The sequence below is a fragment of the Amycolatopsis sp. NPDC003676 genome, assembly GCF_053587275.1.
Map to the genome: position 1 here is coordinate 24873 of NZ_JBSFNS010000056.1, position 25859 is coordinate 50731.

Annotated in this window: 27 protein-coding genes and 1 pseudogene; 20 read left to right on the forward strand and 8 right to left on the reverse strand. The window is 70.6% G+C overall.

The window, feature by feature from the left end:
* Window positions 1-312: 312 nt before the first annotated feature.
* From ACWDNU_RS27790 to ACWDNU_RS27850, 13 genes and pseudogenes are all read left to right on the forward strand, one after another.
* Entirely contained in the window at window positions 313-579 is a 267-nt protein-coding gene (locus ACWDNU_RS27790; RefSeq protein ID WP_449671059.1) for a hypothetical protein, read from the forward strand.
* Between the two features lie 117 nt (window positions 580-696).
* Entirely contained in the window at window positions 697-1236 is a 540-nt protein-coding gene (locus ACWDNU_RS27795) for a hypothetical protein (protein WP_449671060.1), read from the forward strand.
* A 122-nt stretch (window positions 1237-1358) separates the two neighbouring features.
* Window positions 1359-2123: a sulfite exporter TauE/SafE family protein gene (locus ACWDNU_RS27800; RefSeq protein ID WP_370936554.1), complete on the forward strand. Its 765-nt coding sequence runs from the start codon at window positions 1359-1361 to the stop codon at window positions 2121-2123.
* Between the two features lie 135 nt (window positions 2124-2258).
* Window positions 2259-2717, forward strand: a complete 459-nt coding sequence (locus tag ACWDNU_RS27805) for a hypothetical protein (protein ID WP_449671061.1) — start codon at window positions 2259-2261, stop codon at window positions 2715-2717.
* Between the two features lie 206 nt (window positions 2718-2923).
* Complete coding sequence (locus tag ACWDNU_RS27810) at window positions 2924-5176, forward strand: xanthine dehydrogenase family protein molybdopterin-binding subunit (protein ID WP_449671062.1); 2253 nt, start codon at window positions 2924-2926, stop codon at window positions 5174-5176.
* Window position 5177: 1 nt separating this feature from the next.
* A complete protein-coding gene (locus tag ACWDNU_RS27815) occupies window positions 5178-5645 on the forward strand; it encodes a (2Fe-2S)-binding protein (RefSeq protein ID WP_449671063.1) in 468 nt (155 codons plus the stop codon).
* Window positions 5642-6457 (forward strand): FAD binding domain-containing protein, encoded by an 816-nt coding sequence (locus tag ACWDNU_RS27820; protein ID WP_449671064.1) that lies wholly within the window; start codon window positions 5642-5644, stop codon window positions 6455-6457. Before ACWDNU_RS27815 ends, ACWDNU_RS27820 begins: the two co-directional genes overlap by 4 nt.
* Before the next feature lie 127 nt (window positions 6458-6584).
* A complete protein-coding gene (locus ACWDNU_RS27825) occupies window positions 6585-7271 on the forward strand; it encodes a flavin reductase family protein (protein WP_449671065.1) in 687 nt (228 codons plus the stop codon).
* Between the two features lie 372 nt (window positions 7272-7643).
* Window positions 7644-8495, forward strand: a complete 852-nt coding sequence (locus tag ACWDNU_RS27830) for an ESX secretion-associated protein EspG (RefSeq protein ID WP_449671066.1) — start codon at window positions 7644-7646, stop codon at window positions 8493-8495.
* Between the two features lie 47 nt (window positions 8496-8542).
* A complete protein-coding gene (locus ACWDNU_RS27835; protein WP_370936561.1) occupies window positions 8543-8977 on the forward strand; it encodes a hypothetical protein in 435 nt (144 codons plus the stop codon).
* Window positions 8978-8988: 11 nt separating this feature from the next.
* A complete protein-coding gene (locus tag ACWDNU_RS27840; protein WP_449671067.1) occupies window positions 8989-11055 on the forward strand; it encodes a PPE domain-containing protein in 2067 nt (688 codons plus the stop codon).
* Between the two features lie 7 nt (window positions 11056-11062).
* A pseudogene (locus tag ACWDNU_RS27845) lies at window positions 11063-11362 on the forward strand (type VII secretion target); the annotation flags it as partial.
* 350 nt (window positions 11363-11712) lie between these two features.
* Complete coding sequence (locus ACWDNU_RS27850) at window positions 11713-12300, forward strand: YbaB/EbfC family nucleoid-associated protein (RefSeq protein ID WP_370936563.1); 588 nt, start codon at window positions 11713-11715, stop codon at window positions 12298-12300.
* 324 nt (window positions 12301-12624) lie between these two features.
* Here ACWDNU_RS27850 and ACWDNU_RS27855 read toward each other — a convergent pair whose 3' ends face one another.
* Window positions 12625-12867: a hypothetical protein gene (locus tag ACWDNU_RS27855; RefSeq protein ID WP_449671068.1), complete on the reverse strand. Its 243-nt coding sequence runs from the start codon at window positions 12865-12867 to the stop codon at window positions 12625-12627.
* A 73-nt stretch (window positions 12868-12940) separates the two neighbouring features.
* Entirely contained in the window at window positions 12941-13282 is a 342-nt protein-coding gene (locus ACWDNU_RS27860) for an MmcQ/YjbR family DNA-binding protein (protein WP_449671069.1), read from the reverse strand.
* Window positions 13283-13371: 89 nt separating this feature from the next.
* Here ACWDNU_RS27860 and ligD point away from each other — a divergent pair, with 89 nt between their 5' ends.
* A complete protein-coding gene (ligD, locus tag ACWDNU_RS27865; RefSeq protein WP_449671070.1) occupies window positions 13372-14361 on the forward strand; it encodes a non-homologous end-joining DNA ligase in 990 nt (329 codons plus the stop codon).
* Between the two features lie 62 nt (window positions 14362-14423).
* Here ligD and ACWDNU_RS27870 read toward each other — a convergent pair whose 3' ends face one another.
* Window positions 14424-14999: a TetR/AcrR family transcriptional regulator gene (locus ACWDNU_RS27870; protein WP_370936567.1), complete on the reverse strand. Its 576-nt coding sequence runs from the start codon at window positions 14997-14999 to the stop codon at window positions 14424-14426.
* Between the two features lie 144 nt (window positions 15000-15143).
* Here ACWDNU_RS27870 and ACWDNU_RS27875 point away from each other — a divergent pair, with 144 nt between their 5' ends.
* From ACWDNU_RS27875 to ACWDNU_RS27885, 3 genes are all read left to right on the forward strand, one after another.
* Window positions 15144-16046, forward strand: a complete 903-nt coding sequence (locus ACWDNU_RS27875) for an alpha/beta hydrolase family protein (RefSeq protein ID WP_449671071.1) — start codon at window positions 15144-15146, stop codon at window positions 16044-16046.
* 14 nt (window positions 16047-16060) lie between these two features.
* The gene (locus ACWDNU_RS27880) at window positions 16061-16930 is read left to right on the forward strand and encodes an LLM class flavin-dependent oxidoreductase (protein WP_449671072.1); all 870 of its coding nucleotides are present in this window, start codon (window positions 16061-16063) and stop codon (window positions 16928-16930) included.
* 454 nt (window positions 16931-17384) lie between these two features.
* Window positions 17385-18683, forward strand: coding sequence for an MFS transporter (locus ACWDNU_RS27885; RefSeq protein ID WP_449671073.1), 1299 nt, complete (start codon window positions 17385-17387; stop codon window positions 18681-18683).
* Here ACWDNU_RS27885 and ACWDNU_RS27890 read toward each other — a convergent pair.
* On the reverse strand, window positions 18670-19860 hold the full coding sequence (locus tag ACWDNU_RS27890; RefSeq protein WP_449671074.1) for an SGNH/GDSL hydrolase family protein: 1191 nt from the start codon (window positions 19858-19860) through the stop codon (window positions 18670-18672). The genes ACWDNU_RS27885 and ACWDNU_RS27890 overlap by 14 nt on opposite strands.
* A gap of 138 nt (window positions 19861-19998) precedes the next feature.
* Here ACWDNU_RS27890 and ACWDNU_RS27895 point away from each other — a divergent pair, with 138 nt between their 5' ends.
* On the forward strand, window positions 19999-21549 hold the full coding sequence (locus tag ACWDNU_RS27895) for a S53 family peptidase (protein WP_449671075.1): 1551 nt from the start codon (window positions 19999-20001) through the stop codon (window positions 21547-21549).
* Between the two features lie 8 nt (window positions 21550-21557).
* On the opposite strand, the gene ACWDNU_RS27900 is transcribed toward ACWDNU_RS27895, so the two are convergent.
* Window positions 21558-22592 (reverse strand): LLM class flavin-dependent oxidoreductase, encoded by a 1035-nt coding sequence (locus ACWDNU_RS27900; RefSeq protein ID WP_370936575.1) that lies wholly within the window; start codon window positions 22590-22592, stop codon window positions 21558-21560.
* 116 nt (window positions 22593-22708) lie between these two features.
* On the opposite strand from ACWDNU_RS27900, the gene ACWDNU_RS27905 reads away from it, so the two are divergent.
* On the forward strand, window positions 22709-23209 hold the full coding sequence (locus tag ACWDNU_RS27905) for a L,D-transpeptidase family protein (protein ID WP_449671076.1): 501 nt from the start codon (window positions 22709-22711) through the stop codon (window positions 23207-23209).
* Between the two features lie 8 nt (window positions 23210-23217).
* Here the strand turns inward: ACWDNU_RS27905 and ACWDNU_RS27910 are convergent, their stop codons facing one another.
* From ACWDNU_RS27910 to ACWDNU_RS27920, 3 genes are all read right to left on the reverse strand, one after another.
* The gene (locus ACWDNU_RS27910) at window positions 23218-23631 is read right to left on the reverse strand and encodes a VOC family protein (RefSeq protein ID WP_449671077.1); all 414 of its coding nucleotides are present in this window, start codon (window positions 23629-23631) and stop codon (window positions 23218-23220) included.
* A gap of 101 nt (window positions 23632-23732) precedes the next feature.
* On the reverse strand, window positions 23733-24518 hold the full coding sequence (locus ACWDNU_RS27915) for a SigB/SigF/SigG family RNA polymerase sigma factor (protein WP_370936578.1): 786 nt from the start codon (window positions 24516-24518) through the stop codon (window positions 23733-23735).
* Window positions 24515-24967, reverse strand: a complete 453-nt coding sequence (locus ACWDNU_RS27920; RefSeq protein ID WP_449671078.1) for an ATP-binding protein — start codon at window positions 24965-24967, stop codon at window positions 24515-24517. The genes ACWDNU_RS27915 and ACWDNU_RS27920 overlap by 4 nt, the downstream gene beginning before the upstream one ends.
* 219 nt (window positions 24968-25186) lie before the next feature.
* Between ACWDNU_RS27920 and ACWDNU_RS27925 the strand changes: the two genes are divergently transcribed.
* Window positions 25187-25732, forward strand: coding sequence for a bifunctional nuclease family protein (locus ACWDNU_RS27925; protein ID WP_449671079.1), 546 nt, complete (start codon window positions 25187-25189; stop codon window positions 25730-25732).
* Window positions 25733-25859: the final 127 nt, after the last annotated feature.

The following is a 25859-nucleotide window of genomic DNA, read 5'->3' on the forward strand; positions in this document are numbered from 1 at the left end:
GACCGCGGTGATCGTCGGGCTGCGGAGGCGATCGTCGCTGACGAGGTCGCGGACATGTCCGTCGCGGCCGTCGAAGATTCGGGCACATCGAACGAATGGAGTCCGAGGCGATTGTGCACTGCCGCCCCGTGCTTGTAATTTGATCGCGCTGTCGGCGGGAATCCGTTGACGAGAATCGTCCCGCGTGAACTGCCAGCGCGAAAGTTCCCAGCATAATTCGATAAAAGCAGCGAAAGGCACTTTTCAATGCGGAATAGTTTTCGATCAAGGCGAAGAAGGTTGCTTTTCGTGCGACAGGCGGCGGCTGGTGTCATGTCGCTGCTGGTGTTCTCCTTGGTGCAGTTCGGCGCCGCCGACGCCGCGCCTGCCGGAAGCACGGCCCCGCCCGCCCCGGCCGCGGACACAAACCAGTCCCCTCAGGTCGGGCCGCCTTTTACTTTCACCACAACGGACGACTGCCAGACCGTCAAAGCCAAGATCGCGAACCACCTGTTCGGCTCATCGGGTCAGGTCGCCTGCATCGTCCGGGCAACGGCGGATACATCGCCCGCCGACGGAACAATTCCGGCCCCTTCGTGAGGCACGGAAAACGGGGTCCTCGAAACGGCGTCGTCGCGTTGGATAAGTTCTACTGCCGGGCGATCGAGGAAACCCCGTTCTGAGTGACGACCCGCTAGCCGAGGCCAGGAGGAACGCGTGACCAAGCCGGTGAGGACAGCGACCGCTGAGCTGTACGTGGACTACGGCCACTTCTGCGTCACGGACTACGCCGCGGATGTCCCCGAACTGGGCCCTGCCTACGCCAACGGTCTCGTCGGGACGGATTCCGGCGGGGCGGCCGTCCTGACCGGCACCGCGACGGGCAAGGTCAGCGTGACCTTGCACGTGCTCGAGGCCGAGCCCGGCTCGGTCGAACCCGACGGCTGGGACGAAGTCTCCGAGATATCGCTGGAGAGCGAAGAGGGATTCGTTCTCGTCCACAACATGATGGACGGCCCGCCGCGGGAACTCGACGAACTGGCTTACGTGGGGCCCGGCACCTACCGGGTGCGCGTGCACGCCCGCGGCCGCGACATCGCCCCCCACTCCAACGCCGACACTCCCAACGAGCACTACCTGATCTCCGTATGGCCGGCGCCGGAAGCACCGGCGACCGTCTGCAAACAGACCGACAAGTACGGGCACGAAGTCCGAGCCCGAGCAACGAAGCGGCAGGCGAACACCGCCGACGGGTAGCCCGGGAACTCGGAATCCTGCACCAGGAACCTGGCGTACCCGTCTCAGAACCGCATATCGGCTGCGGTCGCCATGGCGTCCCCCGCCGGAAGGCGCCCGGACCGCCGTGTTGAGATGACAACGTGATCACTGGCCCCGGCGGATTCCTGCTTCTCGTGCTGGCCGGGGTCGGGGCCGGGCTGACCGGCGCGACCGCGGGCCTCGCGTCGCTGGTGTCGTACCCGGCGCTGCTGGCCGCCGGGCTGCCGCCGGTGATCGCGAACATGACCAACACGGTGGCGATGCTGGGCACGACCGCCGGGGCCGCGGTCGGCGCGCGCCCGGAGCTGGAGGGCCAAGGCCGTCGGCTGCTGCCGTTGTGCCTGATCACCACGGCGGGCGGGGCGTGCGGCGGGCTTGTGCTGCTTGTCAGCTCGCCGGACGCGTTCACCGTCGTGGTGCCGTGGCTGATCGGCGGCGCGTCGATCGTGCTGATGGCCGGCCCGCGGCTGCGGCGGATGGCCGAGCACAGTGAACACCGTGGGATCGGCCCGCTCACCGGGATCGCCGCGTTCCTGGTCGGCGTGTACGGCGGGTACTTCGGGGCCGCGGCCGGCGTGCTGATGCTCGCGCTGCTGACGACGGTGTGGAGCCAGTCGCTGGCCCGCACGAACGCCGCGAAGAACATCGCCACCGGCACCGCGAACCTGATCGCCGCGCTGGTCTTCGCCTTCACCGGCAAGGTCTACTGGCCCGCGGCGATCGCGGTGTGCCTCGGTTCGGTGGCGGGTTCGTGGCTGGGGTCGGTGCTGGTGCGTTACCTGCCCGCGACGCCGTTGCGGATCGCGATCGGGCTGGGAGGGCTTTCTTTGGCGGCGGTGCTGGCTTGGCAGGCGTACTCGGGTTGAGTAACAGGCGGCTGGCCGGTCGCGACTGCGGGGCAAGACAGAGAGGCTCAGCCGACCGAGTTTGACTATGCCACTGCCAACAGGGCGCTTCGACTGCTCCAGCGCGCACACGACCGATGGCTGCAAGATCTCGTCATGTTCGACGGTGCCCGTTTCGAGGACGGGCTGACCCGCGAAGAGGCGGGTTTTCTGCTTCACGGCGGAGCCGTGGAGGTGCTGGTGTGGGTGCGAGGACTGTCTGACTGGTGCAAGAACATGCCGGGCTACAGCGCTGGACACATGGCCGGACAGCTGGCTGGGGCCCGCTACGCGGTGAACCGGTCGATCCATCAGCTGCTGGATTTCGCCGAGGTGGCTGGCGCGATGCGCTTCCCGCTGCGGCTTGGCCAGAGCGGCATCTTCAACACTTTCGCCGAGATCCGTTGGGCAGGCGAACAAGCGCTGCCTCTCGAAGGCAGCGAGCTGCGGGACCAGCTCCGGCTGCGCAAGGAGTATCTGGAGCATCTCGCAGGCCAGAACATCGCGGAGACGCTGAAGTCGCTCCGCGTTTGGTTCGAGGAGCAAGTCCCCGCAGCGGGTACGCGGTCACGATGAAGAGCCGCTCCTGAACGGGAGCCGCCCGTCAACGGCCGTAGATCATCAAGCGGAGTCAGCTGCCAGCCCAGCCAGGCTGGTGCGCTATCTTCCGCCACGCCACCGCACGCACTCCGCACACCAGTTTCGGCGTGGCAAACCAAGAGAGACTGACGCGCAGCCGCACAAACGGGCATAGTCGGCGGGGTACCCGAGCAGGAGGACAGATGAGCATTGTCGGCACCCGGGTGGTGCGCGTCGAAGACGAGAAGCTGATCACCGCGGGCGGAACGTACGTCGACGACCTCAAGGAAGAAGCGCTCGCCGGCGCCGTGCACGCGGTTTTCGTGCGCAGCCCGATCGCGCACGCGCGCATCGCCGGGATCGACGTCGAGGAAGCCCGTACCGCGCCGGGCGTTGTCGGCGTTTACACGGCGGCGGACCTCGACATCGGACCGGGCAAGGCCGGGCCGGTCGCGGAGCCGTTCTTGGCCAAGGACGTCGTGCGGTATGTCGGCGAGCCGGTGGCGCTGGTGCTCACCGAGGAGCGGTACCAGCTCGCCGACGCGGCCGAACTGGTCGATGTGGACTACGACCCGCTCGAAGCGGTCGCGGATTTCGACACCGCGCTCGCCGGGGAGACGCTGGTGTTTCCGGACCACGGCAGCAACGTGGTCCACTCGAACGGCCCCGAGGAGTTCGACGATTCGGTGTTCGAGGGCTGCGAAGTCGTCGTCACCGAGGACATCCTCAACCAGCGCGTGGCCCCGGCCCCGGTCGAGCCGCGCGGCGCGTCCGTCGCGTGGGGCGAGGACGGCCGGGTCACGCTGTGGCTTTCCACGCAGAACGCGCAGATCGGGCGCAGCATCGTGGCCGGCGGGCTCGGCATCGGCGAGGACCGGGTGCGGGTCGTCGCGCCGGACGTCGGCGGCGGGTTCGGCGCGAAGATCGGCGCGGATCCGGAAGCGGTGCTGCTCGCCTGGGCGGCGCAGCGTGCCGGTCGCGCGGTGCGGTGGGCCGAATCGCGCAGCGAGAACCTCACCTCGATGACGCACGGCCGTGCGCAGCGCAACACCGTGACCATCGGCGGCAAGCGCGACGGAACCGTGCTGGCGTACCGGCTCGACGTCCTCCAGGACACCGGCGCGTACCCGCGGGCGCTGTTCCTGCCGACGCTCACCGAGATGATGGCCCCGGGCGTCTACCGCTTCCCAGTGGTGCAGACCCGCAGCCGCGGCGTGGTCACCACGACGACGCCGATCGCGGCCTACCGCGGCGCGGGCCGTCCCGAGGCGACCGCCGCGGTCGAGCGTGCGATCGACCTGTTCGCCGCGGAAATCGGGATGGACCCGGCCGACGTCCGGCGGGTCAACTTCATCCGTCCCGAGGAATTCCCTTACCAGACACCGACCGGCGGCTCTTACGACACCGGCGAGTACGCGGCGGCGCTCGACAAGGTGCTCGACGCGGCGGGATACGCGCAGCTGCGCGAAGAACAGCGGAAGCGCCGCGACGCCGGCGATCCGGTGGCGCTGGGCCTCGGCATCGCCTCCTACGTCGAGATCACCGGCGGCGACGCGGCGGGCGAGAGCGGCCGGGTCGACGTGCACCCGGACGGTTCGGTCACCGCGTGGACCGGCAGTTCCCCGCACGGGCAGGGGCTCGGGACGTCGCTCGCGATGCTGCTGTCGGACCAGCTGGGCGTGCCGCTGGACAAGATCACCGTCCGGCACGGCGACACCGACGAGGTCCCGCGCGCGATCGGCACCTTCGGCTCGCGGTCGCTGCAGCTCGGCGGTTCGGCGATCCGGCAGGCGGCCGAGGAGGTCGTGGCGCAGGCCCGCCAGGTCGCCGCGGAACTGCTCGAAGCCGCGCCGGACGACCTGGAGCTGGACGTCGAACGCGGCGTCTGGCAGGTCCGCGGCGCGCCGTCCAGCACCACGCTCGACTGGGCCCGCGTCGCCGCCGAGGCAGAGGGCTTCACCGCCGACGTCTGGTTCGGCGACGGCGCTCCGACGTTCCCGTTCGGCGCGCACCTCGCGGTCGTCGAGGTGGACACCGAGACCGGCAAGGTCGAGGTGCGCCGGCTGGTCGCGCTCGACGACGCGGGCCCGATCGTGAACCCGCTGACCTTCCGCGGCCAGCGGCACGGCGGGCTCGGCCAGGGCATCGCGCAGGCGTTGCTCGAGGTGATGAGCTACGACGCGGACGGCAACCCGACCACGGCGACGCTGGCCGACTACTCGTTCGTCACCGCGCCCGAGCTGCCCGATTTCGAACTGGTGGACATGGAGACGCCGACAACCCGGAACCTGCTGGGGGTCAAGGGAATCGGCGAGGCGGCGACCATCGGGTCGACGCCGGCGGTGCACAACGCGGTGGTCGACGCGCTCGCCCACCTCGGCGTGGCGCACCTGGACATGCCGACCACCCCGCTGCGGGTGTGGACGGCCTTGAACGACGCTAGGAAGGCGAACTGACGTGCGGGTCTCGATCGAGGTGAACGGGAAGACGGTCGAGCAGGAAGTGCCCGACCGCACCCTGCTCGTGCACTACCTGCGGGACACCGCGGGCCTCACCGGCACGAACATCGGCTGCGACACCACGTCCTGCGGGGCGTGCACGGTGCTGCTCGACGGCGAATCGGTGAAATCCTGCACGGTGCTGGCCGCGCAGGCGGACGGGCACGAAGTGACCACTGTGGAGGGTCTGGCCTCAGGAGACGGCCTGCACCCGGTGCAGCGCGCGTTCCGCGAGCAGCACGGCCTGCAGTGCGGCTTCTGCACGCCCGGCATGATGATGGCGACGGTGTCGCTGCTGAAGGAAAACCCGAAGCCGACGCGCGACGAGGCCCGTGCCGCGCTGGAGGGCAACCTCTGCCGGTGCACCGGGTACCACAACATCGTCAGCGCCGTCATCGACGCGTCCGGGCAGGAGGTGGCGCAGTGATCCCGGCTGGGTTCGCCTACCGGCGTGCGTCCACTGTGGACGAGGCGCTCGCGTTGCTCGCCGAGCACGGCGAGGACGCGAAGCTGCTCGCGGGCGGGCATTCGTTGCTGCCGTTGATGAAGCTCCGGTTCGCCGCGCCGGAGGTCGTGGTGGACATCGCGCCGTTGCGGGAGCTGAAGTTCGTCCGGACCGACGGCGACGAGGTGGTGATCGGGGCGTTGTCCCGCTACCACGACCTCGAGCACGACCCGGTGCTCGCCGAGCACGCGCCGCTGATCGCGCACGTGTCCGGATCGGTCGGCGATCCGCAGGTGCGCCACCGCGGGACGATCGGCGGATCGCTGGTGCACGCCGACTCGGCGGCCGACCTGCCCGCCGCGGTCCTCGCGGCGGACGGGACGCTCGTCGCGCGCGGGCCGCGGGGGGAGCGGCGGATCCCGGCCGCGGAGTTCTTCCTCGGGCCGTTCACGACGCCGCTGGAACCGGACGAGCTGCTCACCGAGATCCGGCTGCCGAGTCAGGCCGGACTCGGCTGGGGCTTCGAGAAGTTCACTCGCCGGGCCATCGACTGGGCGATCGTCGGCGTCGCGGTCACCGGTAGGTCGGTCGGCCTGATCAACATGGGCGGCACGCCACTGCGCGCTTCGGCCACCGAACGCGCGCTGGCTGACGGAGCCACCGCGGCGGAAGCGGCGAAACTGGCCGCGGAAGGCACTTCGCCGCCGGAAGAGCCGCACGCCACGGCCGAGTACCGGCAGCACCTCGCCCGGGTCCTCACCGGCCGCGCGCTGTCCGCCGCTGGCATCGCCTAGCCGTCCGTGAGGGGAACCCTCAGGGAATCTGATTCCCTCAGGGTTCCCCTCACGGCTTTCCCGGGCCGGAAAGCGACGGCCGATTTCCGCCAGCGGCGCACCGGCGGCGGTAGCCAGACTGGGCGATGTGAACACGACTTTTCCTACCCACACAGCGATCGAGCCCGGAATCCTGTACTTCGGCACGCCGGTGGTGCTCATCTCGACGTCCAATGAGGACGGTTCGGCCAACCTGGCCCCGATGTCGTCGGCGTTCTGGCTCGGCTGGCGCGCGATGCTCGGCCTCGGCGCCCGCTCGAAGACCACGCTCAACCTCCTGCGCACGCGCGAATGCGTGCTGAACCTGCCTTCGTCGGCGATGGCCGCCGCGGTCGACCGGCTCGCGCTGACCACCGGGTCCGACCCGGTGCCGCCGCGCAAGGAAGAACGCGGCTACTTCCACGTCGCGGACAAGTTCGGCCGCGCGGGGCTCACTCCGGTGCCGTCCGAGACGGTGGCGCCGCCGCGGGTCGCCGAATGCCCGGTCGCGATGGAGGCCGTGCTGGAGTCCGTGCATCCGTTCGCCGAGGACGACGAGGCGCAGCGCGGCGGCATCGTCGGCCTGGAGGTGCGTGTGCAGCGGGTGTTCGTGCACGACGACATCCGGCTGCCGGGCACCGACGACCACGTCGACCCGGACGCGTGGCGGCCGCTGATCATGAGCTTCCAGAAGCTGTACGGGCTCGGGCCGCAGGTGCACGAGTCGACGCTGGCGCGGATCCCGGAGCGGATGTACCGCTCTCCGGACATCGAACGGGCGCGCGGCGCCTCCTGACGCCGTGTCCACTGTGGAGCAACGAACCGGCGAAACGACGGCGAAGGACAGAAGAACAACTCGGTAAAACCGGGCACGGCAACGGGCCGCCGCGATCCGCGGCGGCCTTTTGTCGGCTTTCTCGCATCAAGGAATTTCCGCCGCTCCCCGGCCGGGCGTCAAGCGCCGCGCGCGGCGAAACCGCAGGTCGTGTCTGTTCGGACACGGCCCTCGGTACATTGGGGCAGCAGTCCCCGTGGTGATCACCGGCCCCCGCCGGACTGATAGTCTTTCCCCATTGCGAATCCCAGGCACGGCAACGCAATTCGGCGTCACTCACAAGGGTGCCGAAGCGGCTGTGCCCGACCCGGCTGTGGGAAGGATGCCCTCGGGATGGCGGACAGGTTCGAGTTCGTTCTCGACGTCGTCGAAGCTTTGGTGGTCGGGGAGGCGACCGGCGGGAACATCCGCCAGTTCCCGCTCCGGATCGGCACCGTGCCGGCGGAACCGGAGCGGTACGTGCGGGTCGCGAAGATCGTCAACGACGCGATCGAGGAGCGCAGGCTCTCCAGCGGCGACGAGCTGAGCCCGTACGTGCGCACCGCTTTCGAGCTGCTCGCGAAGCCGCGGGTCTCGGTCGCGGTCAGCGGGATCGACGGCCTCGGCGCGGACATCGCGGTGGTCGCGCTCACCGACGGCAGGCAGGCGCTCGGGATCACGCAGGACCCGAAGACCGACAAGCTGCTGTTCTCGCTCTTCGACGACGAAGAACTCGTCGAGGTGATCGCCGGCGTGCTGCCCCAGGCGCGCCCGGCCAGCACCGGCGCGCACACGATCCGCCAGGCGGCCTCGCAGGAGGTGTCCGCGATGACCGCGCGCCGCCGGGCCGAGGCGGCCGAGGACGAGGAAGAGACCGACGCGTTCGGGATGATCGAGGTCAGCGGGCGCGTGCAGCCGCGCCGCCCGGACCCGCGGGTCTCCCGCCCCGCCCCCGGCGGGGTCGAGGTGCTCGAACGCGTGCTGGCGCAGCCGCGGCTCGGCGGCGGGCACATCGCGGTGAGCGGCTGGGGCCGCCACGGCGAGCGGCGCGGCGGCGACCCGATCGGCTGGCTCGACACCGCCGACGGCCGCTACCTGATCAAATCCACCGTCAGCGACGCCGGCGACTTGACCGCGGAATACGTGCCCGCCGGGCCCCGCGAGCTCAAGCGCGCCGTGCAGCAGGCGGTTTCCGAGGTTTACTGACCATTCCCCCGCAAGCGGCGACAGTTCACGAGGAGAACGAGGTCCCGATGACCGACGAGGCACCGATGGCGATGGAAGCGAGGGTGGCCCCCGAGGCCCCGGTGGGCTTCTCGCTTCCCGCGCGCCAGCTCAAGACGCTGGCCGAGCGCGGATCGTTCGCGGTGGACGACAGCACCGGCGACAAGATGATCGCCGCGCTCCAGGGCGTGCTCGACGCACTGGAGGCGCACGTGCAGCTGATCGAGAAGATCGCCGGGGTCCCGGCGATGTCGAAGAGCCCGGCCGGGATGTTCGTCAGCAAGCACATGGCCGAGACCGCGCGCGACCAGCAGGGCCTGGTCACCCAGCTGCAGGCGGCGCACAAGGAGTTCCCGACCTACGTCGAGGCGATCAAGCTCGCGAAGAAGAACTACAAGGAGCGCGAGCACACCTCCAGGGAAACGTTCGAGCGCATCCACCGCACCGCGCAAGAGCAGGGCTGAAGGGGAGACCAGTGGCCGACAAGAAGCAACCGACCGCCGAGTCCGTCTCCGATCCGTCCTCGACGGACTACGACCCCGGCAACACCGCGCTCTACAACCCGACGCTGGACCCCTCGTCGAAGTACTACATCGGCCCGGTCCGCCCGGACGACGTGGCCTCGGGCGACCAGCTGCGCCAGGACGCGACCACGAAGATCGACGCGATCTTCAACGGCTGGCTGCTGCCGAACGTCCAGGGGAAGGCGCGCGACCAGCTGATCCAGGCGATGTACCAGCGGAACCTGGAGGAGTCGAAGAAGCATCTCGGCAAGGACCTCGAGATGCGCGACCCGGGCGCCGCGCCGCACACCGACTGGAAGAACGCGACGCACGAGCAGATGATCGACGCCATCACCACGCACGCGGACCCGGCCGGGGTGGCCGAGTCCTCGGAGGCATGGGTGAGCCTCGGCAACGAGCTGGCGACGCACCAGAAGAACCTCGGCGACGCGATCAACGCGAGCACCTCGAACTGGAAGGGCGACGCCGGCGACGCGGCGCGCGTGCACCTCGCCAACGTCGGCAAGTGGCTCGGCACCACCGCGCAGGGCGCGACGCTGACCGGGCGCCAGCAGGAGGTCCACTCCCAGGCGCTCAACGAGACGCAGAAGGCGATGAACGCCAACCCGCCGGTGAAGTTCTCGGCGCAGGACGCGAACAAGGTCCTGATGACGATCAAGGACCCGACCGCGTACGTGCTGGCCTACTCCTCGGCCATGAAGACGTACAACGACCAGCAGGCGGCCCGGGACCAGGCCGCGCAGATCATGACGCGGTACGACCAGACGATCGGCGGCGCGGTCGCCACGCCCCGGTTCGCCGAGCCGCCGAAGCTGCCCACCGCGCAGATGTCCCCGATGCTCAAGGGCACCCCGATGAAGCCCGGCGGCGGCGCGGGCGCTCCGGGCGGGGTGCGGGTCGGCCCGGACGGACGGCCGCTCGGCCCCGACGGCAACCCGATCGGCCCGCCCGGGACCACGGTCGGCCCGAACGGCCAGCTCATCGGCCCGGACGGGCGTCCGCTGGGTCCCGACGGCAAGCCGATCGGCCCGCCGGGGACGACAGTGGGCCCGAACGGGCAGCCGATCGGCCCCGACGGACGGCCGATCGGACCGGACGGCAAGCCGTACGGCCCGGGCGGCGGACCCGGCGGCGGCGGACCGGGCGGGGTCCCCGGAGGCCCCGGCGGACAGAGCCCCGAGCGCAGGTTCGATCCCGCGTCGCTGCAGATCCCGCAGGGCGGCCCCGGCGGAGCCACCGGCGGACCGGGCGGCGTCCCCGGCGGGCCCGGCGGCTCGTTCCCGTCCATCCCGGACACCAACCCGGATTCGACCAAGGCGCAGGGCTTCACCCCGCCGAACATCCCGCCCATTCCGGGTCCCGGCGGCGGCAACCCCGGCCCCGGCTTCACCCCGCCGAACATCCCGCCGATCCCTGGCGGCGGCAACCCCGGCGGCACCGGCCCGGGTTTCAACCCGCCGCCCATCCCGTCCTTCCCGACCGGCAAGGACGGCGACCCGTACAAGCCGACCCCGTACAAGCCGCAGCCGTTCAAGCCCTCGATCCCCGAGGGCCCGGGCGGGATCAAGCCGTTCAACCCCGGCAAGATCGGCCCGGACGGCAAACCGCTGTTCCCCGGCGGCGGCACCGGCCCGAGCGGCGAGAAGCTCGGCGGCATCGGCAAGGTCGGCGGCGTCAACGGCGAGAGCATCAGCAGCAGGCTCGGCGGCGGCGCGGGCGGTCTCGGCGGAGCCAAGGGCGGCTCCGGCGGCGCGTTCAGCGGCGCGGGCGGCTCCGGCGCGGCCGAGGAAGGCGTCGCCGGGCGCGGCGGCCCCGGCTCGGGCGGCGCCGGCGGCAAGGGCGCGACCGGCGCTCCCGGCATGGGAGCCATGGGCGGCGGCAAGGGCGGCAAGGGCCCGGAGGACAAGGAACACAAGGTCGCGAGCTTCGTCGAGTCGGACGATCCGTCGTTCTTCGCGCCGGACGAGGTCGTCGCCCCGCCGGTGATCGGCGACTGGAAGAACAAGGACTGGAAGTGAGGCGGCGATGAGCGGAGGCGCACAGGGGTTCCGCGTAGAACCCGACGACCTCGTGGCGCACGCGAGCCACCTGGACGGCCTGGTGGACCGGCTGAACACCGCGGCGCAGGCGGCGAACTACGCGATGTCCGACGACGCGTACGGGCTGCTGTGCGCTTTCCTCCCGCCGATCATCAACCCGACCGGCGAGAAGGCGAAGGAAGCGATCAGCGGGGCGATCGAGGGCGTCCAGGCGACCTCGGACAACGTCCGGACCGCCGCGAAGTCCTACCAGGAGGGCGACGAGGGGCAATCGAAGCCGTTCAAGAAGGTCGCGACCGAGGGGATGCTCAGCAAGACCGACAGCGGGGAGCTCAAGGAGCGGTTCCGCGTCGGCGGCGTGCAGGCTCCGACCGGGCAGAACGCGCCGTTCAACCGGGACGGCGTGCCCGCGGAGGCCCGGTACGACAGCGCGGAGCCCTTGCAGCCGAAGCAGCGGGTCGACGTCGCGCAGCCGGTCGACCGGGGCGTTTCGCCGGGCGAGGCGTAGCGAAGCGGTGGCGCTCTCGCGGCGCCGCGGCGGGCGGGTACCGTCGACAGATGACGGTGCCCGTCGCGGCGAGGATTGGACCCGCCCGCAGGCGGCGCGGGTGACGGGATTCGAGGAGAACGAAAAGCATGACCAGCGCGGGTGGGCTGGGTGACCTGATCAGGGACCCCGACGACGCAATCCGGCGAATGGACGAATGGGCGGCCGGGTTCGCCCGCAAGGCGGAGCGCTACGCGGCGGCCCAGCAGGAAACCGAACAGCTGCGGCTGACCGCGACGAGCCCGGACGGGACCGTCAAGGTCACCGTCGGGGCCGACGGGGTCGTGTCCGACCTGGTGTTCAGCTCCCGCACGCGCACCATCCCGCCGGAGGAGCTCTCCAGGATGGTGCTCGAGACCATGCGGAAGGCGCAGTCGGGCATCACCGACCGCGTGGCCGAGGTCATGGGCCGCAGCCTGGGCGACGAGGACCCGGACACCCGTGCCGTCATGCTCGATTCGCTCCGCAACCGCTTCCCGGATCCCGACCCGGACCCGGCCGAGCAGCAGGACAGCGCGGAGGAGCAGCCGGAGCCGCCCGCCAAGACGCCGCCTCCCGCGGGGGGCGCCCCGCGTCCGCCCGCGACGCCGCCCGCGCCGGGCGGGCCCGCTTCGCCGCCGCAGGGCCGCCGTCCGGGCGGGATCGATCCGGACGAGCAGGACAACAATCCCTGGTGACTTTTGGTGCGCCCCGGCCTTGTCGGCCGGGGCGCACTGTCGTTTGTGGACGGTCCGATGTGGACGCGGCGGGGCGGGGCCGCGGTCGGGCAAGCAGATCAGACCGTTCGCTGAGACGCGTTGGCGGCAGACGGATTGGCCTGATGCGGATCCGGCCAACGGAACCGGTCGGCGAGGTTTCAGCGCCGCGCCTTGCGGCGGGCTGACCGCGGCGGATCAGCCCGATACGACTCCGGCCAACGGAAGCGCTCTGCGGTGGGCGGGGTTTTCAGCGCCGCGCCCTGAGCCGGGTCGGCGGCGGCCCGGTCCGATGTGGACTCCGGCTCACAGAACCTGTTTGCGGTCGGCGAGGTAGCGCAAGTAGAGCAGCGCCAGAATCGCCCCGCCGATCAGAACCTTGCCCCACTCCTGCGGGTTGGCGTAGAACGGGCCGCACGAAGGGGGCTGGTCCTGGCCCAGGAGGCACGCGCGATCGGTCCCAGCGGCGAAAAGCGGCTGCCACACCAGGAACACCCCCACGGCCAGCACCCCGAACGCCACCAGCACCTGCACCGACCGCCGCGACACCGCAGACCCCCTTCGCCAGAACACGAAGAAGATCGCCGGAACCCGCCGGGTCGTTACCCGATTTGCCGGATTGTCAGAGCTGCGGCAGCGGGACCTCGGCCGCCAGGTCTTCCGGGGCGGAAAGCCGCCACGCCTCGTACACGAGTTCGGCCAGTTCGTCGGCCTCGATGCCGCTCAGCTGCACCACCACCCAGCCGAACCCGCCGGAGGTGAACTGCTCCTCGAAAACGTCCGGGCGTTCCGCGACGAGCGCCTGCTGTTCCGCGATGGTCTGCTTCAGCCCGACCGTGTCGGTGCGCGGCCAGTGGTAGCCGAAGCGCTTGCCGCGCACGCTGAACGACGTGTAGTCGCGGCCGCTGGCGCGTTCGACCTCGCGCAGCTTGCGGATGATCCGTTCGAAATCCTTGCTCGGCACCGGTCCTGGCCCCCTCCATCGTGGACTCCGCCATCTTACGGCGGCGGATCCGGCGGGTTCGGCTTACGGTGGTGCGCGGAGGTGCCCGAATGTCCGAACCGTCCCGCGGCATGCCGCCCGCGATAGAGCCGATGCTGGCGTCGCCCGACGGCGGCACGCTGCGCGACGATCCGGCGTACGCCTACGAGTTCAAATGGGACGGTTACCGGGCGACCATGCGCGTCGCGCCGGACGGGAGCACGTTGCTGACCAGCCGCAACGACAACGACTTCACCACCAGGTTCCCACAGCTGTCCGGCGCGCTCGGCGACGCGCTCGGCGGCCGTCCCGCGGTGCTCGACGGCGAGATCGTCGCCCTCGACGAGCACGGCCGCCCCGATTTCGGGCTCCTGCAGAACCGCACCTGGCAGGCCGTCGCGTACTTCGCCTTCGACATCCTGAGCCTGGACGGTGAAAGCCTGCTCGACGCGCCGTACGAGGAGCGCCGCGAGATTCTCGCCGAGATCGAGCCGCCGGACCGGCAGCTGGTCGCGATCACGCCCTGGTACCGGCACAGCGACCTCGCCGAAGACGGCATGACCCCGGCCGGGCTGCTCGACGTCGCGCGGAAAATGATGCTCGAAGGCCTGATGGTGAAGGCCCGCACGTCGCGGTACCACCCGGGACGGCGCAGTCCGGAATGGCTCAAACACCCGCTGGTGCAGACGACCGAGGTGATCCTCGGCGGCTGGCGTCCGGGACAGGGCCGCCGTGAAGGCACGATCGGCGCGCTGCTGCTCGGCGCGCACGACCCGGATTCGGGGGAGCTGCGGTACCTGGGCGACGTCGGCACCGGCTTCACCGACGCGATGCTTCAGGATCTTCAGGCGCAGCTGGTTCCGTTGGAGCGCAAGACAAGCCCGTTCGCCGACCAGGTGCCGCGCGACCGGGCGCGCGGCGCACATTGGCTGAACCCGGAAGTGGTCGGCGAGGTGGTGTACCGCCGCCTGACGCCGGGGGACGGCCGGTTGCGGCATACGGCTTGGCGGGGGCTACGTCCGGAACGGCGTCCGGACGAGGTCGAGGTTCCGGCGCGGTGAACCGTCATCCAGGAACGCGCGGCCAGGCCTAGGCGGACTCGGCTGCGCGTCCGAGGACATCCTTACTCGGCTTGCCGCAACCCAGTAATCAGCAGCGCGGCCAGGCGGCGCGCGTCGTAGCTGTCGTCGGCTTCCGCGCCGATACACAAGTTCCCCACGCCCCGCATCAGGTGCACCGCCTCCAGGTCGGTGTGGATTTCCCCGGCCTTCGCGGCGGCATCGAGCAACTCGGTGCACACCGGCACAAGCCGCTCCAGGAAGTACGAGTGCAGGGCCTCGAAGCCGCTGTGGTCGGACTGCATGATCCCGGCCAGCCCGTGCTTCGTGACGAGGAAGTCGACGAACAGGTCGATCCACTGCGCGAGCGCGGCGTGCGGGGAATCGTTGTCCGCCAGCAGTTTCGGCCCCGCGTCGGCGCACGCTTCGACCTGGTGCCGGTAGACCGCGATGATCAGGTCCGCGCGGGTGGGGAAGTGCCGGTAGATCGTGCCGACGCCGACGCCCGCCCTGGTCGCGATGTCGCGCACCGGTGCGTCGACCCCGGATTCGACGAAGACCGCCGACGCCGCGTCGAGCAGGGTTTTCTCGTTGCGCCGGGCGTCCGCCCGTTTCGCGCGGGCTCCCGCGTTCTCACCCACGTGCCACTCCCTCCGCGTGCCGCCGGTGGACAAGCGGAACAGTGTTCCGTATAGTTACCGGAGCAACGTTCCGTTTGCTCATGATGCCAGATCGGGCCGCCGGCCACCACACCCTCGCGCCCGACGGCGAAAGAAGGTACTCCCATGTCCGCAGTACAGCTCTCGGCTCCGGTCGTCTCGGTCAAACCGGTGCGGCTCGACGCGCCGGGCCGGGGCGAGGACCTGCCGGTGCGCGTGTCCGCCCCGGTGACCGGCGGGGACCTCCCGGTGATCGTGTTCTCGCACGGCTTCAGCCAGTCCCTCGACAGTTACGCTCCGCTCGCCGACTACTGGGCCGCGCACGGATTCGTTGTCGTGCAACCGACTCACCTCGATGCGCGGACCCGCGCCCTGCCCGCGGAAGACCCGCGCACGCCGAACATCTGGCGGCTGCGCGTCGACGACCTCCGGCACGTTATTGACCAGCTGGACACCGTCGAAGCTGCGGTGCCTGGGCTCAGCGGGCGAGTCGACCGCGGCCGGATCGCCGTCGCCGGGCATTCCTGGGGCGCGCAGTCGGCGAGCATGCTGCTGGGCGCGCGCATTGTCGAAGCGGACGGCAGCATCGGGGAGGATCTGTCCGATTCGCGCGTGAGCGCCGGGGTGCTGTTCGCGCTCACCGGCATCGGCGGCGCGGACCTGTCGCCGTTCGCGGCTGAGCATTTCCCGTTCATGAGCCCGAGTTTCGACGATCTGAAGGCTCCCGCGCTGTTCATCGCCGGGGATCAGGACGATTCGATGCTGTCCGTGCGCGGCCCGGACTGGTTCACCGACGCCTACCGGCTCAGCCCGGGGGAGAAGAGCCTGCTGACGCTCTTCGGCGCGGAGCATTCGCTCGGCGGCATCTCGGGCTACGAGCACAAAGAAACCACCGACGAAAGCCCCGAACGCGTCGCGCTGCAGCAGCGGCTGACCACAGCGTACCTCCGCAGCGCGCTCATCCCGGGCGACGACAGCTGGTCCCGGATCGAGGACAGCCCGCTCGGCCGCGTCGAATCGCACGAGTGAAAGGACTTCCCGCGATGACCACGAAACCGCGGTTCGGCATCATGACCGCGCCGATGCAGACCAGTTACGCCTCGCTGCAGCAGGTGTGGCTCGATGCGGACGCGATCCCGTCGATCGAGCACGCCTGGCTGTTCGACCACCTCCTGCCCATCGCGGGAGAACCGGACGGGCCGATTTTCGAAGGCTGGACACTGCTTTCGGCCCTGGCCGCGCAAACCGAACGGCTGCGGCTCGGGCTTTTGGTAACCAGTAACCGGTTCCGTCCGCCGGCGATGCTGGCGAAGATCGCCGCGACCGTCGACATCGTGTCCGGCGGACGGCTCGACTTCGGTATCGGCGTCGGTTCCCGGCCGAGTCACCCGCTCGCTCGCCGGGAGTACGAAGCGCACGGCCTGCCGTACCTGGAAACCGCCGACGCGGTGGGCCGGTTCGCCGAGGCGTGCACGGTGATCCGGAAGCTGTGGACGGAGGACAAGCCGTTCGATTTCGCCGGTCAGCACGTTCAGTTGACCGGTGCGTTCGGCAATCCGAAACCGGTGCAGCGCCCGCACCCGCCGTTCGTCATCGGCGGCCGGGCCCGCGCGACGCTGCGCGTGGTCGCCGAGCACGCCGACGTCTGGAACATCCCTGGCGGGGACATCGCGGACGCCGTCGAACGCAGCGCGATGCTGGACGGGTACTGCGCGGACATCGGCCGCGATCCGGCGGAGATCACACGCTCGATCCACCTGCCGGTGTCTTACGACCAGCCCGCTAGGACCCGGTCGGCGGTCGGGGAGGCGCTGCAGGCCGGGTTCAGCCATGTCGTGCTCGGGCTGCCCGCGCCGTATCCGGCCGGGGTCGCGCAGTGGGTCGCGGATGAGCTGATCGCCAAGGCGGGCTAGGGCTGGCCTGTTTTTCGGCGGCGGTCGGGTGCTGCGGCGGCTTGTGCGGGCGGCGCCCCGAAGGCGATGGTGATGACGGGCGAGTCGGGTGCGCGGGTGTGGCTTGGGTGAGGGTTGGGGCTTGCGCCCCAATGCCACATTGGGTGCGTCCCATGCACCCAATGTGGCATCGGGTGCGCGGGACGCACCGAACGCCACATTGGGTGCATGTCGGTGGGCGGCCTAGGTCTGTGAAGGGCTCCTTGCGGGAATCTGATTCCGTGAAGGGGCCCCTCACGGACGGAGGCGGGTCCGGCGGGTCCGGAGGGCCGTGAGGGAATCTGGGGCTGTGAGGGTTCCCCTCACGGCGCGAGGCCGGGGCGGGGAGATGGGTGAAGCCCCCGCCTTCCGGTGGTCGACCGGAGGGGAGCCGCCGTGCCAAGATGACGCGCCTGAACGAGAAGGGGGCTCGGCAGTGGTGCTTGAGCAGGACGTGAACACGGCGGGACGGGTCCGGCGGGTGGCGCTCGCGAGCGCGATCGGGACGACGATCGAGTGGTACGACTACTTCGCCTACAGCACGGCGACCGCCTTGGTGTTCAACAAGCTTTTCTTTCCGTCGCTTTCTCCGTCCTCCGGCACGCTCGCCGCGTTCGCGACGCTCGGCGTCGGGTTCGTCGCGCGGCCGCTGGGCGGGATCGTCTGGGGCCACTTCGGCGACCGCGTGGGGCGCAAGGCGATGCTGGTCGCGTCGCTGGTGCTGATGGGGCTCGCGACCGCGGGCGTCGGGGCGTTGCCGACGTACCACCAGGCGGGCGTGATCGCGCCGATCCTGCTCGTCGTTCTCCGGGTCCTGCAAGGGATTTCGGCCGGCGGCGAGTGGGGCGGCGCGGCGCTGATGGCGGTCGAGCACGCTCCGGAAGGCAAACGCGGCCGGTACGGATCCTTCTCGCAGATCGGCGTCCCGGCCGGGCTGATTCTGGCGCAGCTGGTGTTCTTCCTGGTCGACAACTCGCTCTCGCCGGAGGCGTTCCGGTCGTGGGGCTGGCGGATCCCGTTCCTGGTCAGCCTCGTGCTGGTGGCGGTCGGGCTGGTGATCCGGCTGCGCGTGGAGGAAAGCCCGGTGTTCGCGAAGCTGCGCAGCACCGGCGAGCGGAGCAAGCTGCCGATCGTGGAGGTGCTGCGCGCGCGGCCGAAGCAGGTGCTCGCTGCGGCGGTCAGCTTCATCGCGAACACCGCGTTCGGCTACATCTTCTTCGCGTACCTGCTGTCGTACGGCACTTCGGTGCTGAAGCTGTCCAGCACGACGATGCTGGTCGTGGTGATCGTCGGCAGCGTGGTGTGGCTGGTGAGCATCGTCGCGGCGGCGATCTGGTCCGACTCGGTAGGCCGGAAACCGGTCTATTTGGCGGGTTCCGTGCTGCTGGTGGTCTGGTCGATCCCGTTCTTCCTGCTCGTGGACACCGCGCAGCCGTGGCTGCTGATCGTCGCGGTGGTGGTGCTGAACATCGGCCTCGGCGCGACGTACGGCCCGCAGTCGGCGTTGTTCTCGGAGCTGTTCGAATCCCGGTTCCGCTACAGCGGATCGTCGTTCGCGTACGCCGTCGGCGCGGTGCTGGGCGGCGGGTTCGCCCCGCTGATCGCGGCGTCGCTGCAGAGCTCGACCGGGACTTCGTTGTCCGTCTCGCTCTACATGGTGGGAGTCGGCGTGCTCAGTCTCCTTGCCGTGCTGGCGTTCCCGCGCAAGCCGCTCGTTCCGGTCACAGGAGGTTGAGCGGCACCGCGTCGGCCATGCGCTGGTATCCGGCGTCGTTGGGGTGAAGGTGGTCGCCGGAGTCGTAGGCGGGGAGCATGGCGAGCGGGTCGGCGGGGTCCCGGATGGCGGCGTCGAAGTCGACGACGCCGTCGTAGATTCCGCTGGTGCGGATGAAGGTGTTCACCGCCTGGCGGGTCTTCTCCAGGGTCGGGTCGTAGATTTTCCAGCCCTTGAACGGCGTGAGCGTGCCGCCGATGACGCGGATGCCTTGCGCCTTGGCCTGCGCGACCACCTGCCGCAGCGCGGAAACGATCATCGCCGGATCGGTCTGGTGCGGGTTCTGCTGGATGTCGTTGATGCCTTCGAGCACGATCAGCGTACGGACGTCGCCGCTGGTCAGGACGTCGTCGGCGAGTCGGGCGAGTGCGTTGCGGCCCGCGGTGGCGCCGTCTAGCAGCAGCCGGTTTCCGCTGATCCCGGCGTTGAGCACGCCGAGTTGTCCGTGCAGTCGGTCGCTCAGCCGGTCCGGCCAGCGGCGGTTCGCGCCGGGCGTGGAGTGCGCGCCGTCGGTGATCGAATCGCCGAGCGTCACTACGGTGCCGCGTGCCGGTCCGCGGACGTCGACTTCGCTCACGTAGTGCCACACCGCGGTTTGCTCGGTGAACGACGCGCCGGATTCCTCGCCCGCGAAATCGCCGGCGCGGGTGAAGAACGACGTCTGCTGGGCGAGCGGATGGTAGGTGACCGGGCCGGACGGCGTGGGCACGTAGGTGGTCACCAGCAGATCGGCGTCGGCCGGGACGCGCAGCCACGCCGGGTCGCTGAGCACCTCGGCTCCGGGCGGAACGACCACTGTGGACTGTCCGCCGAACGTCAGCGTGCGCATCGTTCCGCCGGCGGCGCGCGGGCCATCGGCGGCGACGGCGAGCGTCACGTGGCCGAAGGTGAGCGGCGCGGTGCCGAAGGTGTTGGAAAGCCTTACCCTGGCCTGATTTCCGCCCGCGCTGGTGTGCACGACGTTGCGGATCGAGTAGTTCGGATACCCCTGCGGCGTGTTCGCCACCGCGGCCGCGGGCGACGCCGCCCACGTGCCGACCCAGCCGTGCGCGGCCAGGTCGCCCTCGGCACTGCCGGACGCGGTCACCGCGCCCAGCGTGAGCACGGCGGCCGTGCTCAGAGTCAGGATCCGTTTCATGGAGACACTGTGCGCGCGCCCGGGCAGCACGGCATCCGCGGTCCCAGCCATCGGGTCGACAAAAAACCGGACAGGTTTTGCCGCCGGACGGGGGATACGACGGTGGTGTGCGGAGCTCGCGGGGGTGACCATGGAGTGATGACAGACGCACAGTGGGTATCGCTATCCGGAAGCCTGCGTCCCGCGCTCTCCGAGGCCGAGGTGCTCGGCCCGCTCGACGCGGACGCCACCGTCACCGCGACCGTCGTGCTGCGGCGGCGCGCCGATCTGGACATCGCCGCGCTGAGCGAGCCGCTCGCTCCCGCGGACTTCGCCGAACGCTACGGGGCCACCGCGGACGACCTCGACTTGGTGCGCACCGTCCTCACCGACGCCGGCCTCACCGTCACCGACGCGCACGCCGGCTCGCGCCGCGTGTCGGTCCGCGGCCCGGCCCGCGCGATGACGGCCGCGTTCAAAACCGAACTGAACCGCGTCCGCCACGGCGAAGCTGGCGAATTCGCCGCGCGCAGCGGGGAACTGGAAGTCCCCGCCGCCCTCGGGGACGTCGTGGTCGCCGTGCTCGGCCTGGACGAGCGGCCGCAGGCGCGCGCACAGTTCCGGCTGCACAAGCAGGCCGCCGCGAAGGGGTACACGCCGGACCAGGTCGGGCAGCTCTACGGGTTCCCGGCCGACGCCGACGGCACCGGGCAGACCGTCGCGGTGATCGAACTCGGCGGCGGGTACAAACCGGACGACCTCAAGAAGTACTTCGCCGGCTTGAAGATCACCGAACCGAAAATCACCGCGGCCGGGGTCGACGGCGGCAAGAACGCGCCGACCGGCGACCCGAATTCGGCCGACGGGGAAGTGCTGCTGGACATCGAGGTCATCGGCGCGCTCGCGCCGGGAGCCGCGCAGGTCGTGTACTTCGCGCCGAACACCGACCAGGGTTTCCTCGACGCGGTGAGCACCGCGGTGCACGCGACGCCGACCCCGGTCGCGGTCAGCATCAGCTGGGGCCAGTCCGAGGACCAGTGGACGCCGCAGGCCCGCACCGCGATGGACCAGGCGTTCGCCGACGCCGCCGCGCTCGGCGTGACGGTGTGCTGCGCGTCCGGCGACAACGGCAGCGCCGACGGGCAGACCGACGGGGCGCAGCACGTCGATTTCCCGGCGTCGAGCCCGCACGCGCTCGCCTGCGGCGGCACCAAGCTCGACGGCACCCCACCGTCCACAGTGAACTCCGAAACGGTCTGGAACACCGCCGGCGGCGGGGCGACCGGCGGCGGCGTGAGCGACGCGTTCCCGGTGCCGGACTACCAGAAGGCCGCGGGCGTGCCGACGCGAGCGGGCGACGGGAAACCCGGTCGCGGCGTCCCGGACGTGGCGGGCAACGCGGATCCATCGACGGGGTACCAGGTTCTCGTCGACGGACAGCAGATCGTGGTCGGCGGCACGAGCGCGGTTTCGCCGCTGTGGTCGGCGTTGCTGGCGAGGCTGGCGCAGGTGTCCGGGCGCGGATTCGGGCTGGTGCACAGCAAGCTGTACGCAGGGGTCGGCGCGGGCAAGGCGCAGCCGGGGTTCCGCGACATCACCGAAGGCGGCAACGGCGCGTACTCGGCCGCCGCCGGATGGGACGCGTGCACCGGGCTCGGGGTGCCCGACGGCGCCGCGCTGCACCAGGTTCTCGGCGGCAAGAAGTCCTGAGTGGACAGTCAGGAGCCGAATTCCTTCCGGATCCTCGGAAGGACCTCGGCGCCGAGCAGTTCGATCGCTTTCATGACCTTGCGGTGCGGCACGCCGGACCAGTCCATCTGCATGGCGTAGCGGTCGGCCCCGGTGAGTTTCCCGACGGTGATCAGCCGGTCGGCGACCTCGTCGGGGCTGCCGACGAACAGCGCGCTGGCGTCCCGCGTGTACTCGTCGTACTCCGCGCGGGTCGGGATCTGCCAGCCGCGGGCCCGCGCGCCGTACTTCATCGTTTCCAGCCAGTACGGGTAGAAACTCTCCTTGGCGTCCTGCGAATTCTCCGCGACGAGGCCGATCGCGCTCATCGTGACGTGCAGGTCGCCGGGGGAGTGCCCGCCCGCTTCGCCCGCCCGGCGGTAGAGGTCCACGAGCGGCGCGAACCGTTCCGGCTCGCCGCCGATCACCGCGTACACCACGGGCAGGCCGAGCAGCCCGGCGCGCACCGACGACTCCGGATGCCCGCCGGTGCCGACCGAAATCCGCAGCCGCCGTCCGTACGGGCGCGGGTAGACGTGCGCGTCGGCGAGCGGCGGGCGGAACCGGCCGGACCAGGTGATCGGGTCCTCGCGGTCGAGCCGCAGCAACAGGGCCAGCTTCTCCTCGAACAGTTCGTCGTACTCGGCGAGATCGGCCCCGAACAGCGGGAACGACTCGGTGAACGAACCCCGCCCGGCGAGCAGTTCCGCGCGGCCGCGGCTGAGCTGGTCCAGCGTCGTGAACTGCTGGTACACGCGAACCGGGTCCTCGGTGGACAGCACGGTGACCGCGCTGGAGAGCGTGATGCGCTCGGTGACGCTCGCCGCAGCGGCCAGCACGGTCGCCGGATTCGAGATCGCGAACTGCTCCAGGTGGTGCTCGCCGAGGCCGTAGAAGCCGAGGCCGAGCTCGTCGGCCAGCCGGATCCGCTCCAGCGTTTCGGCGAGCCGCTGCGCGACCGGGACCTGCTCGCCGGTCACCGGGTCGGCGGGCCGGTCGCCGAAACTGTAGATGCCGAGTTCCATCGCTTCACTTCCTCGTCGTCGCCCGCGACGATACCGGTTGTTGACACGTCATCGGTGCAACCTTCCGGCCCGCTCGCCCGTAGAACTAGAGCGGAGCGAACGGCGGGAGCGGACGGATGCGCGGGAAGATCGTCGCGATGGTGCTGGCCGGGACGGCAGCGGTCGCGGCAGGCTGCGGGGCGCAGGCGGAACCGGAGGCGCGGGCGGCCGGGCAGCCGCTGGCGCCGTCGCCGGAACTGCCCGTGCCCCGGGTGACGCACGGCCCGCCGCGCCCGCCGTGTTCAGTCGAGACCGGCGCGTGCGCCAGCCTCTCGCTGCGGCGGGCGTGGCTGCTGGAGAACGGCGCGGTGGTGCGCTCGGTCCCGATGGAGCCGGGCGCACCGGGCCAGCCGACTCCGACCGGGACGTTCCGGGTGGCGTGGAAGGACCGCGTGCACCGCAGCGACGAGTACGGCGACGACATGCCGAACTCGGTCTTCTTCGCCGCGGGCGGCATCGCCTTCCACGCCGGGCCGCTCGACCGGCCGTCGCACGGGTGCCTCCACCTGACCGAAGAGGATTCGGCGCTGTTCTTCGACCGGCTGCCGCTGGGGGCCGAGGTGGAAGTGCGGAGCTGACCGACGGCTCAGCCGGGCTGGCCGATGTTGACCATCCAGGAGATCCCGAACCGGTCGGTGCAGGCGCCGAATTCGTCGCCCCACATCTGCTTCGCCAGCGGAACCGTCACCGTCCCGCCGTCGGACAGCTTTTCCCAGCAGCCGCGCAGCAGGTCGCCGTCGTCGCCGCTGAGGCTGATCGAGATGTTCGTGCCCGGGTTGTGCTCCATGCCGGGCGGGACGTCGGAGGCCATGAGCGTGAACCCGTTGCCGCCCTCCAGCATCGCGTGCATGATGTTGTCCGCGTTGCCGGCTTCCGCGGGTGCGCCGGCCTCCCCGTAGGTGTTCAGCGCGAGGTCGCCGCCGAACACGCCGTGGTAGTACTCCATCGCCTCGCGCGCGTTGCCGGCGAAGCTGATGTACGGGTTGAGTTTCGCAGCCATCAGGCCCTCCTCAGGTACTGGACGGACTCGAATCGTCGCAGCTGCGAAGGAGAGCGACAACGGGATCAAGCCCGGTCGGGCGACCCCCGTCGCGGGCTTTCTCAGGGGTCGCCGGTGAGCTTGTCGCGCAGCTGTTCGAGGGTTTGCGACAGCAGCCGGGACACGTGCATCTGGGAGATCCCGACCTGCTCGGCGATCTGCGTCTGGGTGAGGCCGCCGAAAAACCGCATCACCAGGATCGCGCGCTCCCGCTTGGGCAGTTCGCGCAGCAGCGGCTGCAGGGCCTCGTGGTTCTCGATGTGCTCGATCTCCGGGTCGTCGCTGCCGAGCGTGTCGGCGAGCAGCAGCGGCTCGGCGTCGTCGTGCACCGGCTTGTCCACGGACAACGTCTGGTATGCGTGGCCCGCGACGAGGCCTTCGTGGACCTCGGACAGTTCGAGGCCGAGGTGCTCGGCGAGCTCGGTGGGCGTCGGCGCGCGGCCGAGCGTCTGCGACAGGGCGGCCGAACCGCGGCTGAGCGCGAGGTGCAGTTCCTTGAGCCGCCGCGGCACGCGCACCGACCAGCCGGTGTCGCGGAAGTACCGGCGGATCTCGCCCATGATCGTCGGCACCGCGAAGGACAGGAAGTCCGGGCCGCGGTCCGGGGTGAACCGGTCGATCGCGTTGATCAACCCGATCCGGGCGACCTGGACCAGGTCCTCGCGGGGCTCGCCGCGCCCGGTGAACCGGGTGGCGATGTGCTCGGCGACCGGCAGGAATTCGGTGACGAGCTGTTCGCGCAGCCGCGGCCGCCGCCCGTCGTCGGCGGGCAGTGCGGCGAGCTCCTCGAACAGCGGCGCGGTGTGCGCGTATTCGTCGCGGTGGCGGGTGACCGGCTGCTGGTTCACCCGCTTCCCTCCCGGTGCAGATCGAGGTCGAGGGTGAGCGCGTAGCCGCCTTCGGCGGGATCAGGCACGCACCGCGCCGACACGTTGGCGGCCAGGGTGGTCAGCACGTGCCAGCCGAAACTTCGCTCGCTCGGCGGCTCGGCGTGCTGCGTGCGGGTCCGGACGCCGAACCGGATCCCGTCGGGCGAAACGGTGAACTGGCAGGTCATCGCGGCCCCGGGGGCGGCGGTCGAAACAACCTGGGCACACGCCTCGTCGACGGCCATCTTGGCGTCGGCGATCGCGTCGAGCCCGTAATCGGCCCGCGCGGCGACAGCCTGCGCGAGCATGCGGACAAGCGGGATCTGGTACGTCTCCGCCGGAAGCCGAAGCTCGATCACCTCGTCGAGCAAACGGTCCACGGCTGGCATGCCGCCGCTGGCGCGGCTGCCGGGGCCCTCGTCGTTCATGGCTCCCGCATACCCAGGCGCGACGCGATCGACACGTGCGGCCGGGCACCCGAATTGTGCGCAGGGGCACGTTTGCGGCCTCGCTCTCCTGGTTCGCGGGGTCCGCCCGGCTGCTGTGGCGCGTGAATCTCCGGTGAGGCGTCCGGCGATTTCGCGTGACAAACCGCCGGGCGTTGGGTAGTCAGCAGGGAGAACCTTTTCGGAAGCGGGGTGACCCCCATGGTGCAGGTGCGGGTGCAGGGGCTGGCCGTGGTGGCGCAGGAGTCGGCGCCGGTCGTGCTGCTGCGCGAGGAATCCGGCTCGCGCCGGTGGCTCGCCATCACCATCGGCGCGCCGGAAGCGCAGGAACTGGCCGCCGCGCAGGAACAGGTCGTGTCGGCGCGGCCGGGGACGGTCGAGCTGATCATCGAGGTGCTGGCGGCGCTGGGCCAGCGCGTCGAGCGGATCGAGATCACCCAGCTGCTGGACAGCATCTTCCACGCGGACCTCGTCCTGACCGGCGGCGTGCGAGTCTCGGCCCGCCCGAGCGACGCGCTCGCGATCGGGCTGCGGACGCATGCCCCGCTGGAGGTCGCGGAGGCGGTCCTGGACGAGGCGGCGGTCGACGTGACGGTGGCGGCGGGGGACGAGGCGTCTCTCGGCTCCGCGCTCGAGGCGGCGGGGGATCTGGAGGAACCGGCTGAGGCCGCTGAGGACGAGATCCGCCGGTTCCGGGATTTGCTGGACGACGTGAGTCCGGAGGACTTTCGGGATCCGGACGCCTGAGGCTTCGCGGGTCCCGCGCGGCGCCCCAGTCTTCGTGGGTGCCGCGCGGCACGGCGTTGGTCGTGAGGGGAACCCTGAGGGAATCTGATTCCCTCAGGGTTCCCCTCACGTACCTGAAGACGCGGTC